The 22,711-nt window shown below is 70.8% G+C and carries 20 protein-coding genes; 13 read left to right on the plus strand and 7 right to left on the minus strand.

All coding sequences use genetic code 11. From position 1 onward, the window contains the following. Nucleotides 1-42: 42 nt before the first annotated feature. The 13 genes from VGW35_23700 (at nucleotide 43) to VGW35_23760 (ending at nucleotide 14,604) form a co-directional block, all read left to right on the plus strand. Complete coding sequence (locus VGW35_23700) at nucleotides 43-969, plus strand: ABC transporter permease (protein ID HEV8310679.1); 927 nt, start codon at nucleotides 43-45, stop codon at nucleotides 967-969. Then, entirely contained in the window at nucleotides 966-1,793 is an 828-nt protein-coding gene (locus tag VGW35_23705; GenBank protein ID HEV8310680.1) for an ABC transporter permease, read from the plus strand. Before VGW35_23700 ends, VGW35_23705 begins: the two co-directional genes overlap by 4 nt. 15 nt (nucleotides 1,794-1,808) lie before the next feature. Further along, nucleotides 1,809-3,329, plus strand: coding sequence for an ABC transporter substrate-binding protein (locus VGW35_23710; GenBank protein ID HEV8310681.1), 1,521 nt, complete (start codon nucleotides 1,809-1,811; stop codon nucleotides 3,327-3,329). A gap of 188 nt (nucleotides 3,330-3,517) precedes the next feature. Continuing rightward, nucleotides 3,518-4,720 (plus strand): galactonate dehydratase, encoded by a 1,203-nt coding sequence (gene dgoD / locus VGW35_23715; protein HEV8310682.1) that lies wholly within the window; start codon nucleotides 3,518-3,520, stop codon nucleotides 4,718-4,720. A gap of 43 nt (nucleotides 4,721-4,763) precedes the next feature. Further along, nucleotides 4,764-6,824, plus strand: coding sequence for a bifunctional rhamnulose-1-phosphate aldolase/short-chain dehydrogenase (rhaD, locus tag VGW35_23720; GenBank protein ID HEV8310683.1), 2,061 nt, complete (start codon nucleotides 4,764-4,766; stop codon nucleotides 6,822-6,824). Nucleotides 6,825-7,003: 179 nt separating this feature from the next. Next, nucleotides 7,004-7,939, plus strand: coding sequence for an LLM class flavin-dependent oxidoreductase (locus VGW35_23725; GenBank protein HEV8310684.1), 936 nt, complete (start codon nucleotides 7,004-7,006; stop codon nucleotides 7,937-7,939). A 15-nt stretch (nucleotides 7,940-7,954) separates the two neighbouring features. Next, on the plus strand, nucleotides 7,955-8,659 hold the full coding sequence (locus VGW35_23730; GenBank protein ID HEV8310685.1) for an FAD-binding oxidoreductase: 705 nt from the start codon (nucleotides 7,955-7,957) through the stop codon (nucleotides 8,657-8,659). Next, complete coding sequence (locus VGW35_23735) at nucleotides 8,656-10,323, plus strand: thiamine pyrophosphate-binding protein (protein HEV8310686.1); 1,668 nt, start codon at nucleotides 8,656-8,658, stop codon at nucleotides 10,321-10,323. The genes VGW35_23730 and VGW35_23735 overlap by 4 nt, the downstream gene beginning before the upstream one ends. Then, a complete protein-coding gene (locus VGW35_23740) occupies nucleotides 10,324-11,190 on the plus strand; it encodes a DMT family transporter (GenBank protein HEV8310687.1) in 867 nt (288 codons plus the stop codon). Nucleotides 11,191-11,489: 299 nt separating this feature from the next. Further along, the gene (locus VGW35_23745) at nucleotides 11,490-11,684 is read left to right on the plus strand and encodes a hypothetical protein (GenBank protein ID HEV8310688.1); all 195 of its coding nucleotides are present in this window, start codon (nucleotides 11,490-11,492) and stop codon (nucleotides 11,682-11,684) included. 133 nt (nucleotides 11,685-11,817) lie between these two features. Then, nucleotides 11,818-12,192: a zinc ribbon domain-containing protein gene (locus VGW35_23750; protein HEV8310689.1), complete on the plus strand. Its 375-nt coding sequence runs from the start codon at nucleotides 11,818-11,820 to the stop codon at nucleotides 12,190-12,192. Between the two features lie 141 nt (nucleotides 12,193-12,333). After that, a complete protein-coding gene (locus VGW35_23755; GenBank protein ID HEV8310690.1) occupies nucleotides 12,334-13,326 on the plus strand; it encodes a GNAT family N-acetyltransferase in 993 nt (330 codons plus the stop codon). A gap of 9 nt (nucleotides 13,327-13,335) precedes the next feature. Further along, nucleotides 13,336-14,604: a glycosyltransferase gene (locus VGW35_23760; GenBank protein HEV8310691.1), complete on the plus strand. Its 1,269-nt coding sequence runs from the start codon at nucleotides 13,336-13,338 to the stop codon at nucleotides 14,602-14,604. A 24-nt stretch (nucleotides 14,605-14,628) separates the two neighbouring features. Here the strand turns inward: VGW35_23760 and VGW35_23765 are convergent, their stop codons facing one another. From VGW35_23765 to VGW35_23795, 7 genes are all read right to left on the minus strand, one after another. Continuing rightward, complete coding sequence (locus tag VGW35_23765) at nucleotides 14,629-16,608, minus strand: FAD-dependent oxidoreductase (GenBank protein HEV8310692.1); 1,980 nt, start codon at nucleotides 16,606-16,608, stop codon at nucleotides 14,629-14,631. Between the two features lie 104 nt (nucleotides 16,609-16,712). Next, nucleotides 16,713-17,918 (minus strand): ABC transporter substrate-binding protein, encoded by a 1,206-nt coding sequence (locus VGW35_23770; GenBank protein HEV8310693.1) that lies wholly within the window; start codon nucleotides 17,916-17,918, stop codon nucleotides 16,713-16,715. A 66-nt stretch (nucleotides 17,919-17,984) separates the two neighbouring features. Next, entirely contained in the window at nucleotides 17,985-19,013 is a 1,029-nt protein-coding gene (locus VGW35_23775) for a branched-chain amino acid ABC transporter permease (GenBank protein ID HEV8310694.1), read from the minus strand. A gap of 3 nt (nucleotides 19,014-19,016) precedes the next feature. Next, nucleotides 19,017-19,898, minus strand: coding sequence for a branched-chain amino acid ABC transporter permease (locus tag VGW35_23780; protein ID HEV8310695.1), 882 nt, complete (start codon nucleotides 19,896-19,898; stop codon nucleotides 19,017-19,019). 164 nt (nucleotides 19,899-20,062) lie between these two features. Then, nucleotides 20,063-20,776, minus strand: a complete 714-nt coding sequence (locus tag VGW35_23785) for an ABC transporter ATP-binding protein (protein ID HEV8310696.1) — start codon at nucleotides 20,774-20,776, stop codon at nucleotides 20,063-20,065. Then, nucleotides 20,776-21,573 carry an ABC transporter ATP-binding protein gene (locus tag VGW35_23790; GenBank protein ID HEV8310697.1) on the minus strand — a complete coding sequence of 266 codons (798 nt, stop codon included), beginning with the start codon at nucleotides 21,571-21,573 and terminating at the stop codon, nucleotides 20,776-20,778. The genes VGW35_23785 and VGW35_23790 overlap by 1 nt, the downstream gene beginning before the upstream one ends. A 5-nt stretch (nucleotides 21,574-21,578) precedes the next feature. Next, nucleotides 21,579-22,481, minus strand: coding sequence for an ABC transporter permease (locus VGW35_23795; protein HEV8310698.1), 903 nt, complete (start codon nucleotides 22,479-22,481; stop codon nucleotides 21,579-21,581). Nucleotides 22,482-22,711 lie beyond the last annotated feature (230 nt).

Below are 22,711 nucleotides of genomic sequence, written 5' to 3' on the forward strand. Positions count from 1 at the left end.
CCCAGACCCACCCCCAGGAGGGTTGTCGGAGGGTTCGGAGCCATGCGGGCGTACCTCCTCTCCCGGTTGGGCCAGACGGTGCTCGTCGTGTTCCTCTCCCTCACGGCCGTCTTCTTCATGGTGCGGCTCGGTGGCGACCCGGTGCTCCTCTTCCTCCCCATGGACATCCAGGCCAAAGACGTGAACGAGTTCCGTCAACGGCTCGGGTTCAACGATCCCCTCCCGCTCCAGTATGGCCGCTTCGTGGCCGCCGCGGCCCGCGGGGACTTCGGGGAATCCCTGCGCTACCGCCAGGGCGCCCTCGCGCTCGTGCTCGACCGGCTCCCGGCCACCCTGGCCCTGGCCGGGGTGGCCCTCGGCCTGACCTTCAGCCTGGCGATCCCGGTCGGCGTCTGGTCGGCCGTGCGCCGGGGGACGGTCGTGGACTTCTTCGGGATGGGCGCGGCGCTGCTCGGCCAGGCGATCCCGGGCTTCTGGCTCGGGCTCATGCTGATCTACCTGTTCTCCGTGCGCCTCGGTTGGCTGCCGACGGGCGGCACCGGCGGCCCCGCCCATTACGTGATGCCGGCGGTCGTCCTGGCCGCCTTCTACGCCGCCCGTACCGCCCGACTGACTCGGTCGGCGGTCCTCGACACGCTCGGCGAGGAGTATGTCCTGACCGCCCGCGCCAAGGGGCTCGCCGAGCTCGCGGTCGTCGGCAAGCACACGCTCAAGAACGCGGCCATCCCGATCGTGACCCTCGCCGGGCTCGAGACGGGTCAGCTGCTGGGTGGGGCCGTCATCACCGAGACGATCTTCGCCTGGCCGGGTGTTGGGCGGCTCACGGTGCAGGCGCTCCTGAACCGCGACTTCCCGCTCGTGCTGGCGGCGGTGTTCGTGATCTCGGTGACGTACACGCTGATCAACCTCGGCGTGGACCTGCTCTACGGGTGGCTCGACCCCCGGACGCGGGTGACCCGCCGCGCATGACGGGCCGGCGGCTCCGGCGGCACGGGCTGGGTGTGCTCGGGCTCCTGCTGGCGACGCTGGCCGTGGGGACGGCGCTGCTGGCGCCGGTCCTGACCCCCCACGACCCCCTGGGTGGCGACTTCGCCGCCAGCCTCCGCCCGCCGGGCAGCCCGGGCCACCCCCTGGGTACCGATCAGCTCGGCCGCGACCTCCTGGCCCGCGTGCTCTATGGCGCGCGCATCGCCCTCTTCATCGGGCTCTGCACCGTCCTGGTCACCGCGCTGGTGGGGGGCCTGCTGGGCCTGGTGGCAGGGTTCTTCGAGGGCTGGCTCGGCGCCGCGCTCATGCGCCTGGCCGACGTCCAGCTCTCGTTCCCGTTCATCCTGCTGGCCCTGACCATCAACGCCATCGTCGGGCTGGGACTCCGGAACATCATCATCAGTTTGTCAGCGGCCGGGTGGGTCGTGTATGCTCGCGTCGTCCGGGGAGAGGTGCTGTCGGTCAAGCAGCGGGAGTACGTCCAGGCCGCGGCGGCGCTGGGCACCGGATGGCACCGGATCGTGTTCCGCCACATCCTCCCCAACGTGGCGCCGTCGATCGTGATCGTGGCCAGCTTCCAGTTCTCGCAGTTCATCGTGGCAGAGGCGGCCATCTCGTTCCTCGGCTTCGGCGTCCAGCCCCCGACTCCGGCCTGGGGGAGCATGCTCGCCGAGTCGCGCGATTTCCTCTACGTGGCGTGGTGGCTGGCGGCCTGGCCGGGGGCGGCCCTGGCCCTGACCGCGCTGGGCGTCAACCTGATCGGCGATTGGCTGCGGGATGTGCTCGACCCCAGGTTGCGTATCTGAGGAGGATATCCGACCATGCGTCTTCCGAAGGTCCTCGCTCTGCTCGTCCTCGCCCTGGCCCTCCCGGCGTCCGCCCAGGACCGCTCCCGCACCAAGGAGATCGTCATCGCCTTCGCCGCCGAGCCCCGGTCGCTCCTGCCCAACACCATCGTGGACTGGACCACCAACAACCAGGTCGAGCACATGTACGACCGGCTGGTCGATCGGGATCCCCGGAGCTACAAGCCGGCCCCCATGCTGGCCACCGGCTGGAAGATCGTGAACGACACGACCTGGGAGTTCACGCTCCGCCAGGGCGTCCGCTTCCACAACGGCGAGCCCTTCACCGCCGCCTCGGTGAAGGCGACCATGGACTACATCAAGGACCCGGCCAACAAGTCCCACTACCTGCCGCGCTGGGCCCTCGTGAAAGACGTCCAGGTCGTCAACGACTACACGGTGCGCCTCGTCACCGAGAAGCCGTGGCCGGGGCTGATCGACCGGATGGCGGCCACCGATTTCCTGCCGATGCCGCCCAAGGCCCTCCGGGAGCAGGGGATCCAGGCCCTGGCCCAGAGGCCGATCGGGACCGGTCCGTTCAAGTTCGTGCAGTGGGTGCGCGACGAGCGGCTGGTTCTGGAGAAGAATGCCGACTACTGGCAGGGCGCGCCCGACGTGAGCCGGGTCACCTTCCGCTACATCCCGGAGTTCAGCGCGCGGCTGGCCGCCCTGCTGGCCGGCGAGATCGACATCATGAAGGACGTCCCGCCGCACTCGGTGGAGATGGTCGACCGGAGCGGTCGCGCCAAGGTCCGGGCCACCGTCTCCTCGCGGATCAACTACCTGGCGCTGGTGAACCTCAAGCCCGGTCCGCTCCAGGACGTCCGCGTCCGGCGGGCGATCCACCACGCCGTGAACGTGGACGAGCTGATCCAGCAGGTGCTCAAGGGCCGCGCCTCCAAGATGTGCGGGCCGCTCTCGCCGCTCAACGTCGACTATTCGCCCAAGATGGAGTGCATCAAGCACGACCCGGCCCGGGCCCAGGCCCTCTTCAAGGAGGTGGGAATCGACCCCGCCAAGCTCGCCCTCACGCTCGACACGCCGTCGGGGCGCTATCCCCTCGACAAGGACGTGTCCCTCGCCATCGCCGCCCAGCTCCAGCGGCTCGGCATCAAGGTCAACGTGGTCGTGAACGAGTGGGGGACTCACCTCGACAAGATCAAGAACCGGACGACCGGCGACATGTTCTACCTCGGCTGGGGCCCGGCGCTGGAGGCTCAGGGCACGATCGAGCAGCTCTTCCAGGCCGCCCCGACCTACTCGTCGTACGGCGGCAACAAGCTGATCGACGACAAGATCGCCCAGGCCGTCACCATCGTGGACCCCAAGCACCGGCTCCTGGCGTGGGCCGAGCTCCAGCAGCTCATCCAGGCCGAGGTCCCCTGGGTCTTCCTGTGGCAGCAGCACGACCTCTACGGCGTCGCCAACTGGATCGACTGGATGCCCCGGGCCGACGAGAAGGTCTGGATGTTCGAGGCCAAGATCGTGCCGCGGTGAGCTGATCCCCATTCCAGGCATGACTCCTCTCGCGTTCTCGACTGGTCGCGGACGATTGCCGGTTCCGCTTCGAGCGCGGCCTTTGGCCGCGCAATTCTCGGGGGAGGTATCGGAGGGGGGCGTGAGCCCCCCGCCGAGGAAGAAGGTCTGGATGTTCGAGGCCAAGATCGTCCCGCGCTGAGGACGCGATGCGGCTCGCCGAGTTCCGGACGTTCATCGTCCACGACGGCTACCGGAGCTTCGTGTTCCTGAAGCTCTACGCCGACGACGGCCTCACCGGCGTGGGCGAGGGGACGGTGGAGTGGAACGAGCTGGCGGTGGAGGCCTGCCTCCGCCAGACCTGCGGGCGGATCATGGGCGCCGATCCCTTCCGGACCGAGGCGCTCTGGGAGCGGCTCTACCGGGACAGCTACTGGCGGAACGACCTCATCATCAACAGCGCGATCAGCGCCATCGACCAGGCGTGCTGGGACCTCAAGGGGAAGAAGCTCGGGGTGCCGGTCCACGCGCTCCTGGGCGGCAAGCGGCGCGAGCGCCTCCGCGCATACGCCAACGCCTGGTACTGGGGCTGCACGACGCCGGCGGAGTTCGCCGAGGCGGCGGCCCGGGTCGTGGCCCAGGGGTACACGGCGCTCAAGTGGGACCCCTTCGGCGACGCCGACATGACCCTGACCGGCACCGCCATGAAGGCGGCGGTCGCCAACGTCGCCGCCGTCCGGGAGACGGTCGGGCCGGAGGTCGACCTCTGCATCGAGGTCCATGGGCGGCTCGCCCCGGCCTGGTCCATCGCGATGGCGCGCCGGCTGGCGCCGTTCGCCCCCTATTTCTACGAGGAGCCGGTGCCGGTCGAGAACGTGGAGGCGCTGGTCAAGGTCGCGCGGGCCATCGACATCCCGGTGGCGACCGGGGAGCGGCTCTGCACGAAGTTCGCGTTTCAGGAGCTGCTCGCGCGGCAGGCGGTCGACATCATCCAGCCCGACCTCTGCCACGCCGGCGGCCTCACCGAGGTGAAGAAGATCGCCGCGCTGGCCGAGGTCGCCTACGTCCAGGTGGCGCCCCACAACGCCTCGGGACCGATCGGCACCGGGGCGGCCGTGCAGCTCGACGCCGTGATCCCGAACTTCCTCATCCAGGAGTACTTCGTCGCCCAGGCCCCCTGGATCGACGAGGTGGTCGAAGGCGGTCCCCGGGTGGTCGGCGGCGAGATCGTTGTCCCCGACCGCCCGGGCCTCGGCGTGGAGCTTCACGAGCAGGCGGCGCTGGCGCATCCGTTCAAAGAGCACTGGGGTGGCAAGACCCTGTTCAGCGAGGGATGGCAGGCCGGTCTCCCCGGCGCTGACACGCTGCGGCGGGCCGACGGCGAAGCCGGCGGTGGTCCCGGCCGGCGTTGACCCGGAGCCTCGAAGCGGACTACGATACCACGCGGGTTTGGCGATGGAGAGTCGCTGGAACGACGAGACCGCCCGTGGTCTCGACCCCCTCGATCTTCTGGTCTACGCCTCGCGTCTCGTCGGGGCGGAGACCTCGCTCGCCGTCTGGGGCGGGGGCAACACGTCCATCAAGGTGACCGAGCCCGACCTCCGCGGGCATCCGATCCGGGTGCTCCGGGTGAAGGGGAGCGGCTCCGACCTGAAGAGCATCACCCGCAAAGACTTCCCCGGGGTCCGCCTCGACGACGTCCGGCCCCTCCTCGCGCGCGAGGAGATGGGCGACCAGGAGATGGTCGACTACCTGGCCCGCTGCCTTCAGGAGCCGAGCTCGCCGCGACCCTCCATCGAGACGCTCCTTCACGGATTCCTCCCGTTCGAGGCGGTCATCCATACCCACGCCGACGCCATCGTGGCCCTCACCAACACCGATCGGGGCTCCGGGGTGGTCCGGGACCTCTTCGGCAAGGACGCCGTGTCCATTTCCTACCGCCGGCCCGGCTTCGGGCTCTCGCGCGAGGTGGCCGACGCGGTCCGGGGCCATCCGGAGACGCGAGGGCTGGTCCTCGAGAAGCACGGCCTCATCTCGTGGGGCGCGACCCTCAAGGAGGCGTACCTCGGGACGATCGACCTCGTCACCCGGGCCGAGCAGCGCCTCCGGGAGGCGGCTCGCGGCCGGCGGGTCTTCGGCCCGCCTGCGGTCCCGACGCCGGACGCCGCCACCCGCCGCGCGGTCGCGACGGCCGTCGCCCCGGTGCTGCGTGGGCTCATCGGGCGGGATCGTCGCGTCGTTCTCCGCTTCGACGACACCCCCGACCTCCTCGAGCTCGTCAGCGCCCCCGAGGCCGCGGGGCTCACTCAGATCGGCCCGGCGACGCCGGACCACACGCTCTTCACGAAGCGCCTGCCGTGCTTCGTGCCGCTCGCCGACCCGTCCGCGCCCGAGGCGGTGATCGCGGCGCTCCGGCCGGCGATCGAGGCGTTCGCGCGCGAGTACACCGCGGACTTCGAGGCCCACCGGTTCGAGGGCGCCAGCCTGGGGGACCCGTACCCGCGCGTGATCCTCCTGCCCGGTCTCGGAATGTTCACGAGTGGCAAGGACGCGCGGACGGCGGGGATCGTCGCCGACATCTATCGGCACACGGCCTGGGTCCTGCGGGCCGCCTCCGCGGTCGGCCAGTACGCGTCACTGACGCGGGCCGAGGCCTTTGGCGTCGAGTACTGGCCGCTGGAGCTCTACAAGCTGACGCTGGCCGCCCCCGAGAGGGAGCTCGCGCGGCGGATCGCCCTCGTCACGGGAGGGGCCAGCGGCATCGGCCGCGTGGTCGCCCGCCGCCTCGCGCGCGAAGGGGCTCACGTGGTGGTCGGGGACCTCGACGAGGAGGGCGCCGCCCGAGTGGCCCATGAGATCGCGACCGAAATGGGGCCCGGCCGCGCGCTCGGCGTCTACATGGACGTGACGTCGGAGGAGGCGGTCCAGGATGGCCTGCTGGCCGCCGCCGAGACGTACGGCGGCCTAGACATCGTCGTGTCGAACGCCGGGATCGCCCATTCGGCGCCCATCGACGCGATGGCGCTGGCCGACTGGGAGCGGAGCTTCGCGGTGAACGCGCGCGGACACTTCCTCGTCGCCCGCGAGGCCTTCCGGGTCCTCAAGGCGCAGGGACTCGGCGGGAGCCTCGTGTTCGTGGCCACCAAGAACGTCATGTCGCCGGGGAAGGACTTCGCCGCCTACAGCGCGGCCAAGGCGGCCGAGGCCCAGCTCGCCAAGGTGGCCGCCATCGAGGGCGGCCCCCACGGGATCCGAGCCAACATCGTGAACCCCGATGCCGTCTTCCGCGAGTCGGGCCTCTGGTCCGAGGAGATCCGGCGCGAGCGGGCGCGGGCCCAGGGGATCACGGTGGACCAGCTCGAGGAGTTCTATCGCAAGCGGAACCTCCTCGGGGTCTCGGTGCTGCCCGAGGACGTCGCCGAGGCGGTTCTCTTCCTCGCCTCCGACCGCGCGGCCAAGACGACCGGCTGCACGCTCACGGTAGACGGCGGCGTCCGCGATGCCTTCCCGCGCTAGGTCATTTCGGGGGGGTCTCGGAAGACCCCCCCGATGCCCCCCCGTCGTGGCGGCGGCGAAGCCGCCGCTCGGAGCACTCCTCGATGCACCGCGCGCTCGGTGGCCGGCGCCGGGATACCCCGACAGGCTCAGTTCCCCGGAGGGGGGCTTCGCCCCCCTTCCGGTAGTCGGCACCGTCGATGCGTGAGGTCCGGTTCGGCGTCAGCCTCGCGATTCAGCCGCCCGAGACCCTGCGGGCGTTGGCCACCCGCGTGGAGGCGCTCGGTTACGATTCCATCTGGACCGGCGACCACATCGCCTTCCACACCCCGACCCTCGAATCGCTCACGACCCTGAGCCATCTGGCGGCCCTCACGCGGCGGGTCCGCCTCGGGACCGGCATCTACTTGCTCGCGCTCCGCCATCCCACCATCGCCGCCAAAGCCGTGGCGACGCTCGACGTCCTCTCCGGAGGCCGCTTCATCTTCGGGGTCGGGGTCGGGGGCGAGTTCCCCAAGGAGTTCGAGGCCTGCGGAGTGCCCCACGGCGAGCGCGGCCGGCGGGTGGACGAGGGCATCGAGGTGTGCCGGCGGCTCTGGACCAAGTCCCCCGCCTCGTTCGAGGGCCGGTTCGCCCGCTTCGCCGACGTCTCGCTCGAGCCGAAGCCCGTCCAGCCCGGCGGGCCGCCGATCTGGATCGGCGGCCGCTCGGATCATGCCCTCCGGCGCGCGGCGCGCGTCGGGGACGGCTGGGTGTCCTATGTGGTCACGCCGGAGCGCTATCGCGCGAGCCTGGAGAAGATCCGAAGCTTCGCCGCCGAGGCCGGCCGCCCGATGGAGCCGGGCCGGGGCTTCGAGCCCGCGCACCTGGCCTTCACGGTCGTCGACGACGACTGGGATCGCGCCCGGGTTGCCGCCACCCGCTTCCTCACCAGGCAGTACAACCAGCCGTTCGACGAACTGGTCAAGAAGTACTGCGTGCTCGGCCCGCCGGCCCGGTGCATCGAGACGCTGGAGCGCTTCGTCGAGGCCGGCGTCCGTACGTTCATCGTCGGCTTCGTGGCTGGCGGCGATCGGGCGCATGATCAGATCGAGCGGTTCGCGGCGGAGGTCGCTCCCCATTTCCGGCGCGCCTGACGAGGCTCGGCTCGTATGCCGAAGCCGCCCTCGTGTCGCGCCCGCGTGATCGCCATCCGGTCGCTCGATCCCGTCGTCCTGGAGGTCGACCTCGCCATGCTCGAGCCTCCTGAGATCGCTTTCGAGGCCGGGCAGTGGGTCGCGATCCCGCTCGGGGAGAAGATCGTCCGGCCCTACTCGATGGCTTCGCCACCGTCCGAGCGCCGCACCATCCGGCTCTGTGTGGACGTGAAGCCTGGTGGCGTCGGGTCGCGGTACTTCCGCGAGCTGAAGGCGGGCGACGAGGTCGCCTTCCAGCCGCCGCTGGGGACGCTGACGCTCGGCCGGGACTCGACCGCCCCGGTCCTCCTGGCGGCCGAGGAGATCGGCATCGTGCCGTTCCGGTCGATCCTCCTCGCCCAGGCCGAGCAGGGGTTCCCGCGCCTGATGACACTCTACTTCACGGCGCCGGCGCGAGCGTACCTCACCTACCACGACGAGCTGGGGCGGCTGGCCGCCGACCATGCCCGGTTCCATTACCGGCCCCTCCTGTCGGCGCCCGACCCGGGCTGGCCGGGCGAGGTCGGCTCGGTCCTGGCCGTCCTCGAGCGGGAGGCGGGGGACCTGCGAGGGCATGAGGCCCTGCTCTGTGGCGGCGGCGATCTCGTGAAGGCGGCCCGGGAGCTCTGTCTCGCGCGCGGCCTGGAGCGGAAGCGGATCCGCTACGAGAAGTTCTGGTGAGGACCGGGCCGACGATGCTCCAGGTGACGGGCGGCGAGCTGGTGACGCAGGTCCTGGCCCGGGAGGGTGTCCGTCATCTCTTCACCCTCTGCGGCGGCCACATCTTGCCGATCTACGACGCCTGCCTGAGGGACGGAATCGCGGTGGTCGACACGCGCCACGAGCAGGCCGCGGCGCACGCCGCCGACGCCTACGCGCGGCTCACTCGGCGGCTCGGCGTGGCGGCGGTGGTGCCCGGGCCCGGGGTGACGGACGCCGTGACCGGCGTCGCCAACGCCTTCGCGGCGCGCAGTCCGTTGCTCCTGATCGGCGGCGCCTCGCCGCTCGCGCTCAAGGGGATGGGCGCGCTCCAGGAGATGGAGCAGGTCGCGCTCTTCCGCCCGATCACCAAGGGCGCCTGGGTAGTCCCGGACACGCGGCGGATCCCGGAGTACCTCACCACCGCGATCCGCACGGCGCGGAGCGGCCGGCCCGGCCCCGTCTTCGTCGAGATCGCCGTCGACCTTCTCATGGGCTCGGTCGACGCCGCCGACGCGCCGGTGCCCGAGGTCGGCCCGGTCGCGCTCCCGGCGCCACCGGCGGCCGAGGTCGAGCGGGTGGCGGCGCTGCTCGCCGGCGCGGAGCGCCCTGCCGTGGTCGCGGGCAGCGGCGTGTACTGGGACGGCGGCGCCGCGGCGCTCGCCGACTTCGCCGAGCACGCCGGGGTGCCGGTCTTCACGAACGGGATGGGGCGGGGCTGCCTCCCGAGCGCCCACCCCTGCGCATTCCAGCTCGCCCGCGGCGTGGCGCTCCGGGAGGCCGACCTCGTCCTCGTCCTCGGCACCCCACTCGACTTCCGGCTCGGCTACGGCCGCCCGCCGACCCTCGCCGAGGCCGCGCGGCTCGTGATGGTCGACGCCGACGCCAGCGAGTTCGGGCGGAACCGGCCGGTCGACGTCGGCATTGCCGCCGACCTGCGCCTGACCCTCGAGGCCTTCCGGCTCGCCGTGCCGGCAGGATCGGCCCAGCGGACCGAGGCCTGGCGGCGCCGGCTTCGCGAGAAGGAGGATGCCGAGCAGGCCCGACAGGCGGTGCTGGCCGCCTCCGACCAGATCCCGATCAGCCACTACCGCCTTGCCGCCGAGCTCGCCGCGGTGATGGACGACGACACCTGCCTGATCGGCGACGGCGGCGATGTCGTCACCTGCGCCTCGAAGCTCGTTCCGCTCTCGCGGCCGGCTCAGTGGCTCGATCCCGGGCCACTCGGTGTCCTCGGCGTGGGGCCGCCGTTCGCGCTGGCGGCGAAGCTCCTCCACCCCGGGTGGCGCGTGCTGCTGCTCTCGGGCGACGGGGCCTTCGGGCTGAACGGCATGGAGCTCGAGACGGCCGTCCGGTTCGACCTGCCGCTCGTGTGCGTCGTCGGCAACGACGGCGGCTGGGGGATGATCCGGACGATCCAGGAGAGCTTCTACGGCCGGGAGCGGCTGGTCGGCACCTCGCTCCCCTTCACCCGCTACGACCGCGTCGTCGAGGCGCTCGGCGGCGCCGGGGAGACGATCGAGGACCCGACGCGTCTCCGGCCTGCGCTCGAGCGAGCCCTGGCCTCCGGCCGCGTCAGCTGCCTCAACGTGATCCTCGATCCGGGCGCCTATCGTCGCGAGGGCGGCGGCAGTCTCGCCATCTGAATGACCCCCGCGGCGCTGGCGCTCGTGATCGGCGCCGCCTGTCTCCACTCGCTGTGGAATGCCCTGGCCAAGCGCGCCGGCGCGCCGCTGCTGTTTCTGTGGTCGTCGCTGTCGGCCGCCTCCGTCCTCCTCTCGCCGGTCGCGCTCTGGCTGCTGGGGCGCGACGGGGTGCCGAGCGCGGCTATTCCGTTCCTCGCTGCCACCACGCTGCTCCATGTCGTCTACTTCTACGCGCTGGGGCGCTCCTACCGGTTCGGCGAGTTCTCGCGAGTGTATCCGATCGCGCGCGGGCTTGGCGTGGCGCTGGTCCCTGTCATCGCGCTGGTGGTCTTCGACGAGCGTCTCTCCGTCCTCGGCGTGACCGGAATCGGCCTGGTCGTCGCCGGGATCGTGGGCATTCAGCAGCTGCCGGGTGCGTCGGTGTCGGGGGCGGCGCGCCCCCTCCGGCTCGGACCCGGCACGGCGTGGGCCATGCTGACGGGGCTGACGATCGCGGCCTACTCCCTCGTGGACAAGGCCGGGGTGGCCCGGCTCCACCCGGTCCCGTACATCACCCTGTTGGGATTCGGGACGAGCGCGCTCCTGGCCCCGGTGGCGCTGCGCGACCGGGCGGCGCTCCGCCGCGAGTGGGCGCTCAACTGGCGGCAGCTCGTGGCCGCCTCCGCCATGAACCTCACGGCATATCTTCTCGTCCTCTTCGCGTTCCGCCTCGCCAAGGTGAGCTATGTCGTGGCCGGGCGTGAGCTCTCCATCGTGCTGTCGGCGTTCATCGGCAGCATCTGGTTCGGCGAGGGACGGCTCGGCCCGCGGCTGGCCGGCGCCGGTCTCGTGCTGGCGGGCGTCGTCTGCGTCGCCCTCGCCCGGTGATGCGGAGAGTGCCCTCGGAGGCGCCGCGAAATGGCGCCGAAGTGACCAACCGCGCGGCCCAGGCGAGAGGGCGCCCGGTCGGCCGGCGGTCGGCACCGCCCGTACGCCGACCTCCTAAACGGGCTCGCCAGCGTGCGAATCGGCTAACGCACCCGACGACGTAGGCATCTAGATCGGCCCCTGGCATCCTTCTTGCTAAGCCCCTGGGTGAGTGATTCAGTTCCGCTCACGGGGGTCGCCCGAAGGGGCTCGAGTGACGGCCCCGATCGACCCCGGGGGGAGCGGCAGGAGGTGGAGCGATGGGCGGTCCCTGGAGAGATCGAGGGTATGACCCACGGAGCTGGCGGCCACCCAGCCCGCGCGTCGAGGCTGCCGCGCCCTTCGACGGATCACACTCGACTCGCGATCACCTCACCGCGGTGGTGATCGGCTATATCGCCTCGGTGCTGACCTCGATCGTGATCATGCTGACGTTTCTTCGGAACGGCTGGTAGTTCGCCCGTCCAGGCACCGGGCCGGTGGCGATCTCCGTCGCCGGCCCGATACGTGCCTTCTCCCGCGCCGTCGGTCTGACCCTCGCCTTGACCCCTCTCCGGCCCCGCCGGTAGAATTCGTTCGGAGAGGGTTGTGCCGATCTACGAATACCGTTGCGCCGATTGCCGGCGGCAGGTGAGCCTCCTCGTCATGCGGATCTCGGATCCGGAGCCGCCGCGCTGTCCCCGGTGCGGGGGCGAGCACCTCACCCGCCTGCTCTCACGCTTCGCCACGATCCGCTCCGAGGACGACCGCCTGGAGTCACTCGCCGACCCCGGCGCGCTCGGCGACATCGACGAGAACGACCCGAAGAGCGTGGCGCGCTGGATGAAGAAGATGGGGAGCGAGCTCGGCGACGACGCTGGAGAAGATTGGGGCGAGATGGTCGACGAGGCCATGGACGAGGAAGCAGAGGGGGGCGGGCCGGGAGACCGGGCGGGGGCGCCGGACTCTGCGGAAGAGCTCTGAGCTCGAGCGCGCGGGGGGCCTGTCCCTCGGCGCCGGCGGCGTACCGGCCGGCGACCCCCGACGGCCCGTCGGCGCGGCATCCGACGGCGGCGCGTCGTCGTCTAAAGGGCCGGGGAGGGGAATCCTGCGAGGACCGGGGCGGTGAGGGTGGAGCGGCTCCCCGACTGGGGGGCGCTCGGGCTGAGCGAGGCGGTCTGGAACCGTCTCGTGTCCCGATCTCATACCGACGTCCCGTTTCTGACGTGGCAGTTCCAGACCGCCTGGTGGCGGACCTTCCGGGACGGCGAGCTTCACCTCTACGGCGCCCAGGATGGAGCCGGCGAGTGGGTCGGCGCGCTCCCGCTCTACGCAGGGTCGGGTCCGGCCGGGCCGGTGCTACGCCTCGTCGGCGGGGTGGAGGTGGCCGACTACCTCGACCTGGTGGCGGTCGCGGGCCACGAGGAGGCGGTCTGGAAGGGCGCACTCGCCGCGCTGGCCGACGTCCCGTGGCGCGCCCTCGAGCTCCTCCCCCTGCCGGCCGCCTCGCCGACGGTGACCTTGCTTCCCGGGCTCGCGCGGGCCGCGGGTCTCGCGTGTCGCATCGAGCGCCTGGACCGCTGCCCCGTGATCGAGCTGCCCGACACCTACGACGCCTACCTGGCCCGGCTCTCCGGTAAGGATCGCCACGAGCTCCGACGGAAGCTCCGTCGCGCCGACGGGGCCCGCCCGCGAGTGGAAGTCGCCCGCACCCCCGCCGGGATGGCGGCCCTCATGGACGGCTTCATCGCGCTCCACCGCAAGTCCAAAGTGGGCAAGGCGCGCTTCATGGACGAGCGGATGGAAGCCTTCTTCCGCGACGTGGGGACGGCGTTTGCCGCCGCCGGCTGGGCGGCGCTCTGGCTCCTGTGGCTCGACGACCGTCCGGCGGCCGCGGTCTTCTGCCTCGAGTACGGCCGGACGGTGAGCCTCTACAACTCGGGCTTCGACCCGGCCGCGCGGGTCCTGTCTCCCGGCGTCGTCCTGATCGCGCGCACGATCGAGGACGCCATCGCGCGCGGCTTCCGCCGCTACGACTTCCTGCGCGGTGAGGAAGCCTACAAGTACGGCTTCGGCCCCACGCCGACGGACGTGCTGCGGGTCACCCTGGAGCGCTGACCCGCGCCGATGACGCGGCTCGCCTTCTTCTCCGTCCACACCTGTCCGCTGGCCGCCCTCGGCGGCAAGGAAACGGGCGGGATGAACGTCTACGTGCGCGAGCTGGCCCGCGAGCTCGGGCGGCTCGGCTTCGGCGTCGACGTCTTCACCCGGAGCCAGGACGCGGCGATCCCCGAGGTGGTGCCGCTGGGGGAGGGAGCCCGGGTCGTCCACGTCCGGGCTGGCCCGGCCCGGCCGCTCCCCCGCGGCGCCCTGGTCCCGCATCTCGACGCCTTCGCCGACGAGGTCGAGCGCTTCCGGCGGCGTGAGGGCGTCGAGTACGCGCTCCTCCACAGCCACTACTGGCTCTCGGGCCTGGTCGCCCTCGGGCTCGGCCGGCGCTGGGGGCGCCCGGTGGTCCACATGTTTCACACGCTGGGCGCCCTCAAGAACTCGGTCGCCCGCGGAGGGGAGGACCGCGAGCCCGACTCGCGGATCCGGGCGGAGGAGCGGATCGCGTCGACGGCGGATCGCATCGTGGCGGCCAATCTCGTGGAGCGGGCGGACCTGGCCTGGTACTGCGGGGCCGACGTCACTCGCGTCCGTGTGGTCCCGTGCGGCGTGGACCTGGATCTCTTCCGGCCGTCCTCGGCCGAGGCGGCCCGGGCGCGCCTCCGGTTGGATGCCGAGCGGGTACTCCTGTTCGTCGGCCGCCTGGCTCCGATCAAGGGTCTCGAAACCCTGCTGCGCGCGCTGGCGGCGGTGAAATCCAACGGGCTGGGGCGCACCGACCTGCGACTCGTGGTCGTGGGCGGCGACAAGGAAGAGACCTGGAATGGCGGGCCGGCGCGGCTCCGGCGCCTGGCGGATCAGCTCGGGGTGGGGGCTGCGGTGGACTTCCGCGGCCCGCAGCCCCAGGACATCCTGCCCGACTACTACGCCGCCGCCGACCTCTGCCTGATGCCGTCGCTCTACGAGTCGTTCGGCATGGTCGCCCTGGAGGCGATGGCATGCGGCGTGCCGGTGGTCGGCTCGCGGGTGGGCGGCCTGACCGTCACCGTCCAGGACGGGACGACGGGTCTGCTGGTGCCCGAAGGCGACGTGACGGCGCTGGCCGACGGCATCACCGGCCTGCTGGAGGACGAGGAACGGCGGCGCAAGCTGGGCGCGCAGGCGGCCGAGTGGGCCCGGGGGTTCGCCTGGCCCTGCATCGCCCGCGCGGTCATCGAGCTCTACGCCGAGCTGGTGCCGGGACTCCTCGGAGCCGCACGCCGATCGCGCTGCCCGTCCGTCGTCTGAGACTACCGAAGCCCCCTCCGAAGATCACAGCCGGCGACCGGCGCGCGTCCCCTCCAGGAGGGCGTCATACAGCCGGCGCGGGGCGACCGCGTCGCCCACCCGGTGCACCTCGAGCCGGGGCGCCGCCGCCCGGAGATCGTCGTACAGCTCGGCTCGGGACTCGCCCCCCAGGGCGAGCACGACGAGGTCGGCCGGGATCTCTCGACGCTGACCGGAATAGACGTGCTCGACGCGGAGCGTGTCGGCCCCGAACTCCAGGACGGCGGTGAATGGCGTCAGGACGACGCCCTTCGTGAAGAGCCGGCGGTACATGACGGGTCTGAGCGTCGGGTCGATGTCCAGCCCGACCATCGTCTCCCCCGTGAGGATCTCGACCCGACCGCCCGCGTCGACGAGCGCTTCGGCCGCCCCGGGCCCCCGCAGGTGTCCATCGTCATCGATCACGACGCAGCGCTGCCCCGGCCTCACCCGAACCTCTCCTCGCAGCACGGCGTCGCAGGTCACCACCTGCGGCCGATCGGCTCCCGGCCAGGGCGCGGCCCGCGGGGTGGCCCCGGTCGCGATCACCACCGCATCCGGCGGATCCGTGAGGAGCGCGTCCAGCGTCGCTTCGGTCCCGAGGCGCACCTCCACGCCGAGCTTTTCGAGCTGGGCGGCCAGCCAGGCGATCGAGCGGCCGTACTCCGCGCGGTTGGGCGCCATGGCCGCGACACGGACCTGTCCGCCGAGCGCCTCGGCTCGCTCGACCAGCGTCACCTGGTGTCCCCGCTCGGCCGCCATCCGGGCCGCTTCCATCCCGGCTGGCCCACCGCCGACGACCAGGATCCGCCGGGCCGCCCGGGCCGGCTGCACGGCAGCCAGCTCGACCTCGTGTCCGATCAGCGGGTTCTGGACGCAGCGGATCGCCAGTCCCTGGTACAGGCGGCCGATGCAGCCCTCGTTGGCGCCCGTGCAGAGCCGAATGTCGCCTCGCTGCCCGGCGAAGGTCTTGGTGGGCAAGTCCGGGTCGGCGATCAGGGCCCGGGTCATCCCGACCAGGTCGGCCGTGCCCCGGCGAAGCACCTCTTCCGCCATGGCCGGGTCGATGATCCGAGCCGCCACCAGCACGGGAACGTCGACGACCTCCTTGATCGAAGCGGCGTAGTGGTTGAACAGCCCGAGCGGGTAATCCAGCGACGGGACGGTCTTGGCCTGCAGCTCGGGCGTCTCGCCGGTGGAACCCGAGATGCTGAAGTAATCGATCTTTCGCAAGGCCGCCAGTCGCCCGGCGATCTCCTTCATGGCTGGATGGTCGAGGCCGCCCGGGAGAAGCTGATCGGCGGTCATGCGGAAGCCGACGCAGAAGGCGGGCCCGACGCGGTCCCGAACGGCCGCGACCACCTCCCGCGAGAAGCGCATCCGGTTCTCGAGCGACCCGCCGTACTCGTCGGCCCGCCGGTTGACGTGCGGCGCCCAGAACTGCTCGATGAGGTGTCCGCCGTACGAGGTGATCTCCACCCCGTCATAGCCGGCCCGCTGGACGCGCTCGGCCGCGGCCGCAAACGCCTCGACGATCTGGTGGATCTCGTGGTGTTCCAGGACCTTGGGACGCTCCCGGTGGACAGGTTCCGCCACCGCCGAGGGTGCGAGGAGCGGCCGAGCCGAGGTCGATGAGGTGCCCCGCCGTCCCAGGTGGGTGAGCTGACAGAAGATCTTGGCCCCGTGGCGGTGCACCACCTCGGCCATCGCCGCCAGGTCCGGGATGATCGAATCGTCCCAGTTCGCGACGCCGTTCCACTCCGCCACCGAGGACGACGGGTGCACCGAGCAGGAGCCGAAGGTGATGATCAACCCGACGCCGCCCCGCGCCTTGCGCTCGTAATAGGCGCGATACCGCTCCTTGGGATATCCGCCGACCGCGTAACCGGTGGCGTGGGCGGTGCTGACGATGCGGTTCCGAACGGTCACCCCGTTGAGCGTGATCGGGCTGAACAGCCGCGGAAACGACAGACTCGGGACGCTCATGGCCCGAAGCCAGGCAGCCACATGGCGCAGGGGACCTCGTTCATCGAGCCGGGTGACGACGGCGGCGGCGCCCGCCTCCGCCGTCACCCGATGGAGCGGATCGGCTACTTCTTGCCCGCGTCGTAGATCTCGCCGAAGAGGGCCCAGCGCTCTCCGTCGAACTTGGCCAGCTGCTCCTGCTCGATCGGATAGAAGTCGGTCGGGCTCGTGTTGATCTTGATACCCGGCAGCAGGAGCGGCAGCGCCAGGTCCTTGATGTTCGCCGCCTGCTTCATGACGTTCTGGCGCGTCAGATCGGTCCCGCACTGCTTGAGGGTATGGACGAGCGTCTGGGCTACCGTGTAGCCGTAGACGTTGAACGCGTCCTTGGTGTTTCCCTCCGGATAGTACTTCTGCATGAAGGCCAGCCACTCCTTCATGCCCGCGTCGTCCTTCCACTGCGGGTCGGTGGGGTCCTTGAGATACAGGGCCGTGACCAGGTCCCGTGACGCCTCGAGACCGGCCGGCTTCAGGACGACGTCGACGGAGGACGAGACGTTGTTGAGGAGATGGAGCGGCTTCCAGCCGATGTCGTGAGCCTTCTTGATCGCCTGCACGGCGAACTTGGGGATGGTGACGTTGAAGAAGACGTTGGCCCCACTGTTCTTCAGGTTGACGATCTGCGAGTCCACCGTGGGGTCCGTCACCTCGTACGTCTGCTCCATCACGATCAACTTCTTCGCGGCTTCGCCGAGTCCGTCCTTGAGGCCCTTCACGTAGTCTTTGCCGTAGTCGTCGTTCTGGTAGAGGATCCCGACCTTCGGGTCCTTCACGTTCTTCAAGACGTACTGGGCGTAGATCCGCCCCTCGGTCTGATAGGGCGGCTGCCAGCCCATCGTCCAGGGGAAGTGCTCCGGGTCGCCCCACTTGGTGGCCCCGGTCGCGATGAAGATGTGGGGAACCTTCTGCTGGTTCACGTAGCGGTGGATCGCGCTGTTGGTGGGGGTGCCCAGGGTCTGGAAGAGCAGCAGGACCTGGTCCTGCTCCACGAGGCGGCGGACCATCTCGACCGCCTTCGGCGGGCTGTAGCTGTCGTCGTAGGTGATGTAGGTGATCTTGCGGCCGCTGATCCCGCCCTCGTCGTTGACCTTCTTCAAGTAGGCGCCGATCACCTTCCCGATCGTGCCGTAAGCCGAGGCGGGGCCGCTGTAGGGGTTGGTGTTGCCGACCTTGATCTCGGCGGGCGCCTGGGCGCCGGCCGGCCCGGCGGCGAGCGCCAGCCCCAGTCCCAGGGTGACGGCGAGCGCAAGCGCGAAAGGCTTCCGCAACATGGTGTCCTCCTCATCAGGGTTGTCGGACGCGGACCGGTGGACGGATCGTCTCACCCCCTTGAACCGTCACGCTGTCGGACGGGTTCCCGCGGCCCGGACCAGCCGGGCCCCGAGCAGCCGGAGCGAGCCGGCGATCCCGCGCGGCATGACGTACATGAACACGATGAGGAACAACCCGTAGATGGCCCAGGGAGCCGCCTTGGAGATGTCCTGGGCCCAGTTGGGCACGAACTGGATGAAGAGCCCGCCGAAGATGGCCCCGGAGATGGAGGCGAGGCCGCCGATGACGATGCCGACCAGGAACGTGATGGACAGGAACACGTTGAAGGCGTCCGGAGCCACGAATGCGATGGTCAGCGCGCTGAGCGCTCCGGCCACGCCGGTGTAGGCGGCGCTGACCCCGAACACGAGCGACTTGTAGAGGGCGTTGTTGATGCCCATGGCCTCGGCGGCGATGGCGTGATCGCGGATGGCGACGATGGCCCGCCCGGTGCGTCCCCGGAGGAGGTTCCGGGCCAGGACGAAGAGCACGACGAGGACGGCGAGGGTGAGGAGGTAGAGCCACTGGTCGGCGGTCAGCGGCAGGCCGAACGGCGCCCCGGGCTTGCTGAGGACGATGCCCTGGGAGCCGCCCGTCCAGTGCTCGAAGTACTTCAGGATCTGCGGCACGGCCAGCGCCAGCGCGAACGTGGCCAGCGCCAGGTAGAGTCCCTCGAGCCGCAGGGCCGGGATCCCGAACAGAAATCCGACCACCAGGCAGACCAGACCGGCGACCGGGATCGTCCAGCCGTACGGCACGCCCCACCGGTCGATCATGATGGCCGTCGTGTAGGCGCCGAGCGCGTAGAAGGCCCCGTGGCCGAGCGAGATCTGGCCGTTGTAGCCGGTGAGGATGTTCAGCCCGAGGAGCGCCATGGCGTAGACGAAGACCTGGGTGAACTGGAACAGGCGAAACCCGCTCAACAGGAAGGGGAGCACGGCGGCCAGGGCCAGTACCGCCACCAGGGCGGCGACCCTCCAGGCGCGCGGCGTCACGCCGACCAGGCGCCCGTCGCGAGCGGCCACCACGGCCGGGACGCTGGCGCTCCCGGACATCGCCTAGACTCGATGCACGAGGGCCCGCCCGAACAGGCCGCTCGGCTTGACGAGCAGGACGACGAGGATCAACGCCAACGCGACGGTGAGCTTGAGCTCGGTACCGATGAACCGCACGTAAGTCCCGACCAGGTTCTCGATGACGCCGACCAGCAGTCCCCCGACCACCGCTCCCCCGGGACTCGTGAAGCCGCCCAGCGTCGCCGACGCGAACGCGTAGATGAGGATGCCGCTCATCATGTTGGGGTCCAGGAACACGATGGGAGCCACCATCATGCCGGCCACCGCGCCGACCAGCGCCGCCAGCCCCCAGCCGAGCGCCAGCATCCAGCCGACGCGGATCCCGCAGAGCCGGCTCGATCCCGGGTTCTGGGCCACGGCCCGCATCGCCAGCCCGAGGGTCGTGTGCCGGAAGAAGCCGTAGAGGAAGGCGAGCACGATCAGCGTGACCCCGATCGCTCCCAGGTCGTGGGTGCCGAACACCACGCGGCCGATCCGGATGGGCTCGCCGGGGAACGGGCTCGGGAAGGGCTTCTGGATGTAGGAGTAGATCCAGCCGGCCAGGCTGTTCAGGATCACCAGGAGGCCGATGCAGACGATGACGATGGTGAGGACCGGCGCGCTCTCCACCGGGCGGATGACGATTCGCTCGATCAGGAGGCCCCCCACGAACGCGATGGCGAGCGTGGCCGCGAAGGCGACCCAGTACGGGAGCCCGGCGTTCAGCATCGACCACGCGAGGTAGGTGCTGAACATGGCCATCTCGCCCTGGGCGAAGTTCACGACGTCGGTGGCCTGATAGATCATCACCAGGGCGAGGGCCAGGCTCCCGTAGATGCCCCCCGTGGCCAGCCCCGACACGACCTGCTGGAGAAAGGTGTCCACCGGGCGCCTCAGTATCCGCCCAAAGATGCGCGCGGCATGGCCTCCGCGCTCACACTCGATCACCCAACCACTGCATGTTCCGCTCCGAGCGGCGGCTGGGCCGCCGCAACGATCCTCGGGGGAGGCCTCGGAGGGGGTGTTCCGACACCCCCTCCGAATTGGCCTCAGTAGCCGAGGTACGAGCGCCGGATGGCGTCGTCCCGCTTCATCACCTCGGCCGGACCGGACAGCACGACCCGACCGGTCTCCAGGAGGTACACGTGGTCAGCCAGGTCGAGTGCCAGCGAGGCGTTCTGCTCGACCAGCAACACGCTCACGCCTTCCTCCTGATTGATGGTCCGCACGATCCGGAAGATTTCCCGGACGATCATCGGAGCCAGCCCGAGCGAGGGCTCGTCCAGCAGCAGGAGGCGCGGCCGCAGCATGAGCGCCCGGGCGACCGCCAGCATCTGCTGCTCGCCGCCGGAGAGTGTGCCCGCCATCTGGCGCCGCCGTTCCCCGAGCACCGGGAAGTACCGGTAGACACCCTGGACGTCGTCCGCCAGCCGGGCCTTCGGCTTCCGGCTGTAGGCGCCGAGCCGGAGGTTTTCCTCCACGGTGAGCTGGACGAAGGTGCCGCGGCCCTCGGGCACGTGGGCGATCCCCAGGCGGACGATGTCCTCGGTGGCCTTCCCGTCGATCCGCCGTCCGCCGAACCGGAGGACGCCCGAGGTCTTGACCATCCCGCACACGGCCCGGAGCGTCGTCGTCTTGCCGGCCCCGTTGGCGCCGAGAATGGTCGTGATGCCGCCGTCCTCCACCGCGAAGCCCACGCGGTGGAGGACCCTCGTCCACCCGTAGTGGGCGTCCAGGCCCTCGGCTTCGAGCAGGGACGGCATCAGCCGTCACTCCCCAGGTAGGCGCGGATCACGTCGGGATTCCGCTGGATCTGGGCCGGCGCTCCTTCCGCGATCTTCCGCCCGAAGTCCAGCACCACCACCCGGTCGGAGACCTGCATGACCAGGCTCATGTGGTGCTCGACCAGCAGCACGGTGACGGCCCGGTCGTCCCGGATGGCGCGGATCAGCTTGCCGAGCGCGGCGACCTCTTCATGGTTCAACCCGCTGGCCGGCTCGTCCAGGAGCAAAAGCTTGGGCCGGCTGGCGAGGGCACGGGCCAGCTCGACGCGCTTGAGGGTGCCATAGGGCAGGCCCGCCGCCGGATGATCGGCGACGGGCTGCAGCCCGAGGAAGGCGATCAGCTCGCGCGCGGTGGCGGCCATCTCCCGCTCCTCGTGCCGGACCCATGGCAGCCGGAGCGCGTTCGACAGGAAATCGCTCCGGGTCCGGCTGTGGAGGCCCACCATGACGTTCTGAAGAACCGTCTGACTCTGGAAGAGGGCGAGGTTCTGGAAGGTCCGCCCGATTCCGAGCGCGGCGATCCGGGGAGGGGTCAGGCCGAGGAGCGGACGGCCTTCGAAGTGGACCTCACCCCGGTGGGGGGTGTAGAGCCGGCTGAGGCAGTTGAAGAGCGTCGTCTTGCCGGCCCCGTTGGGCCCGATCAGCCCCACGATCTGTCCCGCGTCCATCTCGAAGGACACCCCGTCGAGCGCCACGATGCCGCCGAATCGAACGGTGACGTCGCGGACGGCCAGCAGGGGGGCGGAGCGGGACGATGGGGCGGCGGCGCCGGGCATCGGCCCTACTGCGTCTTGAGCCGCGGGTCGAGGGCGTCGCGGAGGGAGTCGCCGAACAGGTTGAACGCGAAGACGGCCAGGCTGATGGCCAGGCCCGGGAAGACCCCCATCCACGGCGCCGCCTCGGCGAACTGCACGGCGGCTCCCCGGAGCATCAAGCCCCAGGCGGGCGTCGGCTCGGCGACGCCGAGCCCGAGGAACGACAGCGAGGCTTCCAGAAGGATGGCCTGCCCTTGGTAGGCCGTGAGCATGATCAGGTAGGGCGCCATCACGTTGGGGAGCATGTGGCGCAGGATGATGCGCCCGTGCCCGAAGCCGGCTGCCCGCGCCGCGTCGACGTACGGCATCTCGCGGATCGCCAGGGCGCTGGAGCGCGAGACCAGCGCGGCCCGGGGGATCATCGGAATCGTGATGGCCAGGATGACGTTGGTGACTCCCGTCCCGAGGATCGCGACGACGGCCAGCGCGAGGATGATCAGGGGGAAGGCCAGGAAGATGTCCATCACGCGCTGGAGCAGGAGGTCGACCCGGCCGCCGAAGTACGCGCTCGTCACGCCGAGCACGGCGCCGATGGTGGCACCGAAGAACGCGCAGGAGAAGCCGACGAGCATGGCGGTGCGCGAGCCGTAGATGATCCGCGAGAGCACGTCCCGCCCGAAGGCGTCGGTCCCGAGCCAGTGGGCTCGACTCGGCGCGGCCAGCATGGCGCCGTAATCCGTGCTCAGGGGGTCGTAGGGCGCCACCACGTCGGCCCCGATCGCCAGCAACAGGTTGGCGACCACGATGGCCGCCCCGATGGCGCCGAGCGGACGCGCCCGGCAGAAATCGGCGACGGCGGCCCACCACCCGCGGTGCTCCTCGACGGCGGGAATCTCGGCCACGGAGGCCGCCGGCCGGTCGATCGCCATCAGCGGTCGCGCCCCGCGGGGCGACCGAAGGTGAGGACCGCTCGCCGCTCCGGGATGCGGGGCCAAGGAGCGAGCCGGGCTAGGACGCAGGGAGGAGGCGGGCCGAGGCGTATGCCGCATACGTTGAGGCCCGCCGACGACCGAGGACGAAGCCAGGCGACGCTCATTGGCCCCGCATCATCGGAACCGGATCCGGGGGTCGATCCACGCATACGCCAGATCGACCAGGA

The sequence above is a fragment of the Candidatus Methylomirabilota bacterium genome, assembly GCA_036005065.1.
Taxonomy (GTDB): Bacteria; Methylomirabilota; Methylomirabilia; order Rokubacteriales; family DASRDR01; genus DASYQW01.

Coding starts and splice junctions, on each gene's coding strand:
- VGW35_23765 (HEV8310692.1), bottom strand. CDS start 16,608: ATGAGCGTCCCGAGTCTGTCGTTTCCGCGGCTGTTCAGCCCGATCACG.
- rhaD (HEV8310683.1), top strand. CDS start 4,764: ATGGAGAGTCGCTGGAACGACGAGACCGCCCGTGGTCTCGACCCCCTC.
- VGW35_23785 (HEV8310696.1), bottom strand. CDS start 20,776: ATGCCGTCCCTGCTCGAAGCCGAGGGCCTGGACGCCCACTACGGGTGG.
- VGW35_23770 (HEV8310693.1), bottom strand. CDS start 17,918: ATGTTGCGGAAGCCTTTCGCGCTTGCGCTCGCCGTCACCCTGGGACTG.
- VGW35_23795 (HEV8310698.1), bottom strand. CDS start 22,481: ATGGCGATCGACCGGCCGGCGGCCTCCGTGGCCGAGATTCCCGCCGTC.
- VGW35_23790 (HEV8310697.1), bottom strand. CDS start 21,573: ATGCCCGGCGCCGCCGCCCCATCGTCCCGCTCCGCCCCCCTGCTGGCC.
- dgoD (HEV8310682.1), top strand. CDS start 3,518: ATGCGGCTCGCCGAGTTCCGGACGTTCATCGTCCACGACGGCTACCGG.
- VGW35_23725 (HEV8310684.1), top strand. CDS start 7,004: ATGCGTGAGGTCCGGTTCGGCGTCAGCCTCGCGATTCAGCCGCCCGAG.
- VGW35_23775 (HEV8310694.1), bottom strand. CDS start 19,013: ATGTCCGGGAGCGCCAGCGTCCCGGCCGTGGTGGCCGCTCGCGACGGG.
- VGW35_23745 (HEV8310688.1), top strand. CDS start 11,490: ATGGGCGGTCCCTGGAGAGATCGAGGGTATGACCCACGGAGCTGGCGG.
- VGW35_23710 (HEV8310681.1), top strand. CDS start 1,809: ATGCGTCTTCCGAAGGTCCTCGCTCTGCTCGTCCTCGCCCTGGCCCTC.
- VGW35_23740 (HEV8310687.1), top strand. CDS start 10,324: ATGACCCCCGCGGCGCTGGCGCTCGTGATCGGCGCCGCCTGTCTCCAC.
- VGW35_23705 (HEV8310680.1), top strand. CDS start 966: ATGACGGGCCGGCGGCTCCGGCGGCACGGGCTGGGTGTGCTCGGGCTC.
- VGW35_23760 (HEV8310691.1), top strand. CDS start 13,336: ATGACGCGGCTCGCCTTCTTCTCCGTCCACACCTGTCCGCTGGCCGCC.
- VGW35_23730 (HEV8310685.1), top strand. CDS start 7,955: ATGCCGAAGCCGCCCTCGTGTCGCGCCCGCGTGATCGCCATCCGGTCG.
- VGW35_23700 (HEV8310679.1), top strand. CDS start 43: ATGCGGGCGTACCTCCTCTCCCGGTTGGGCCAGACGGTGCTCGTCGTG.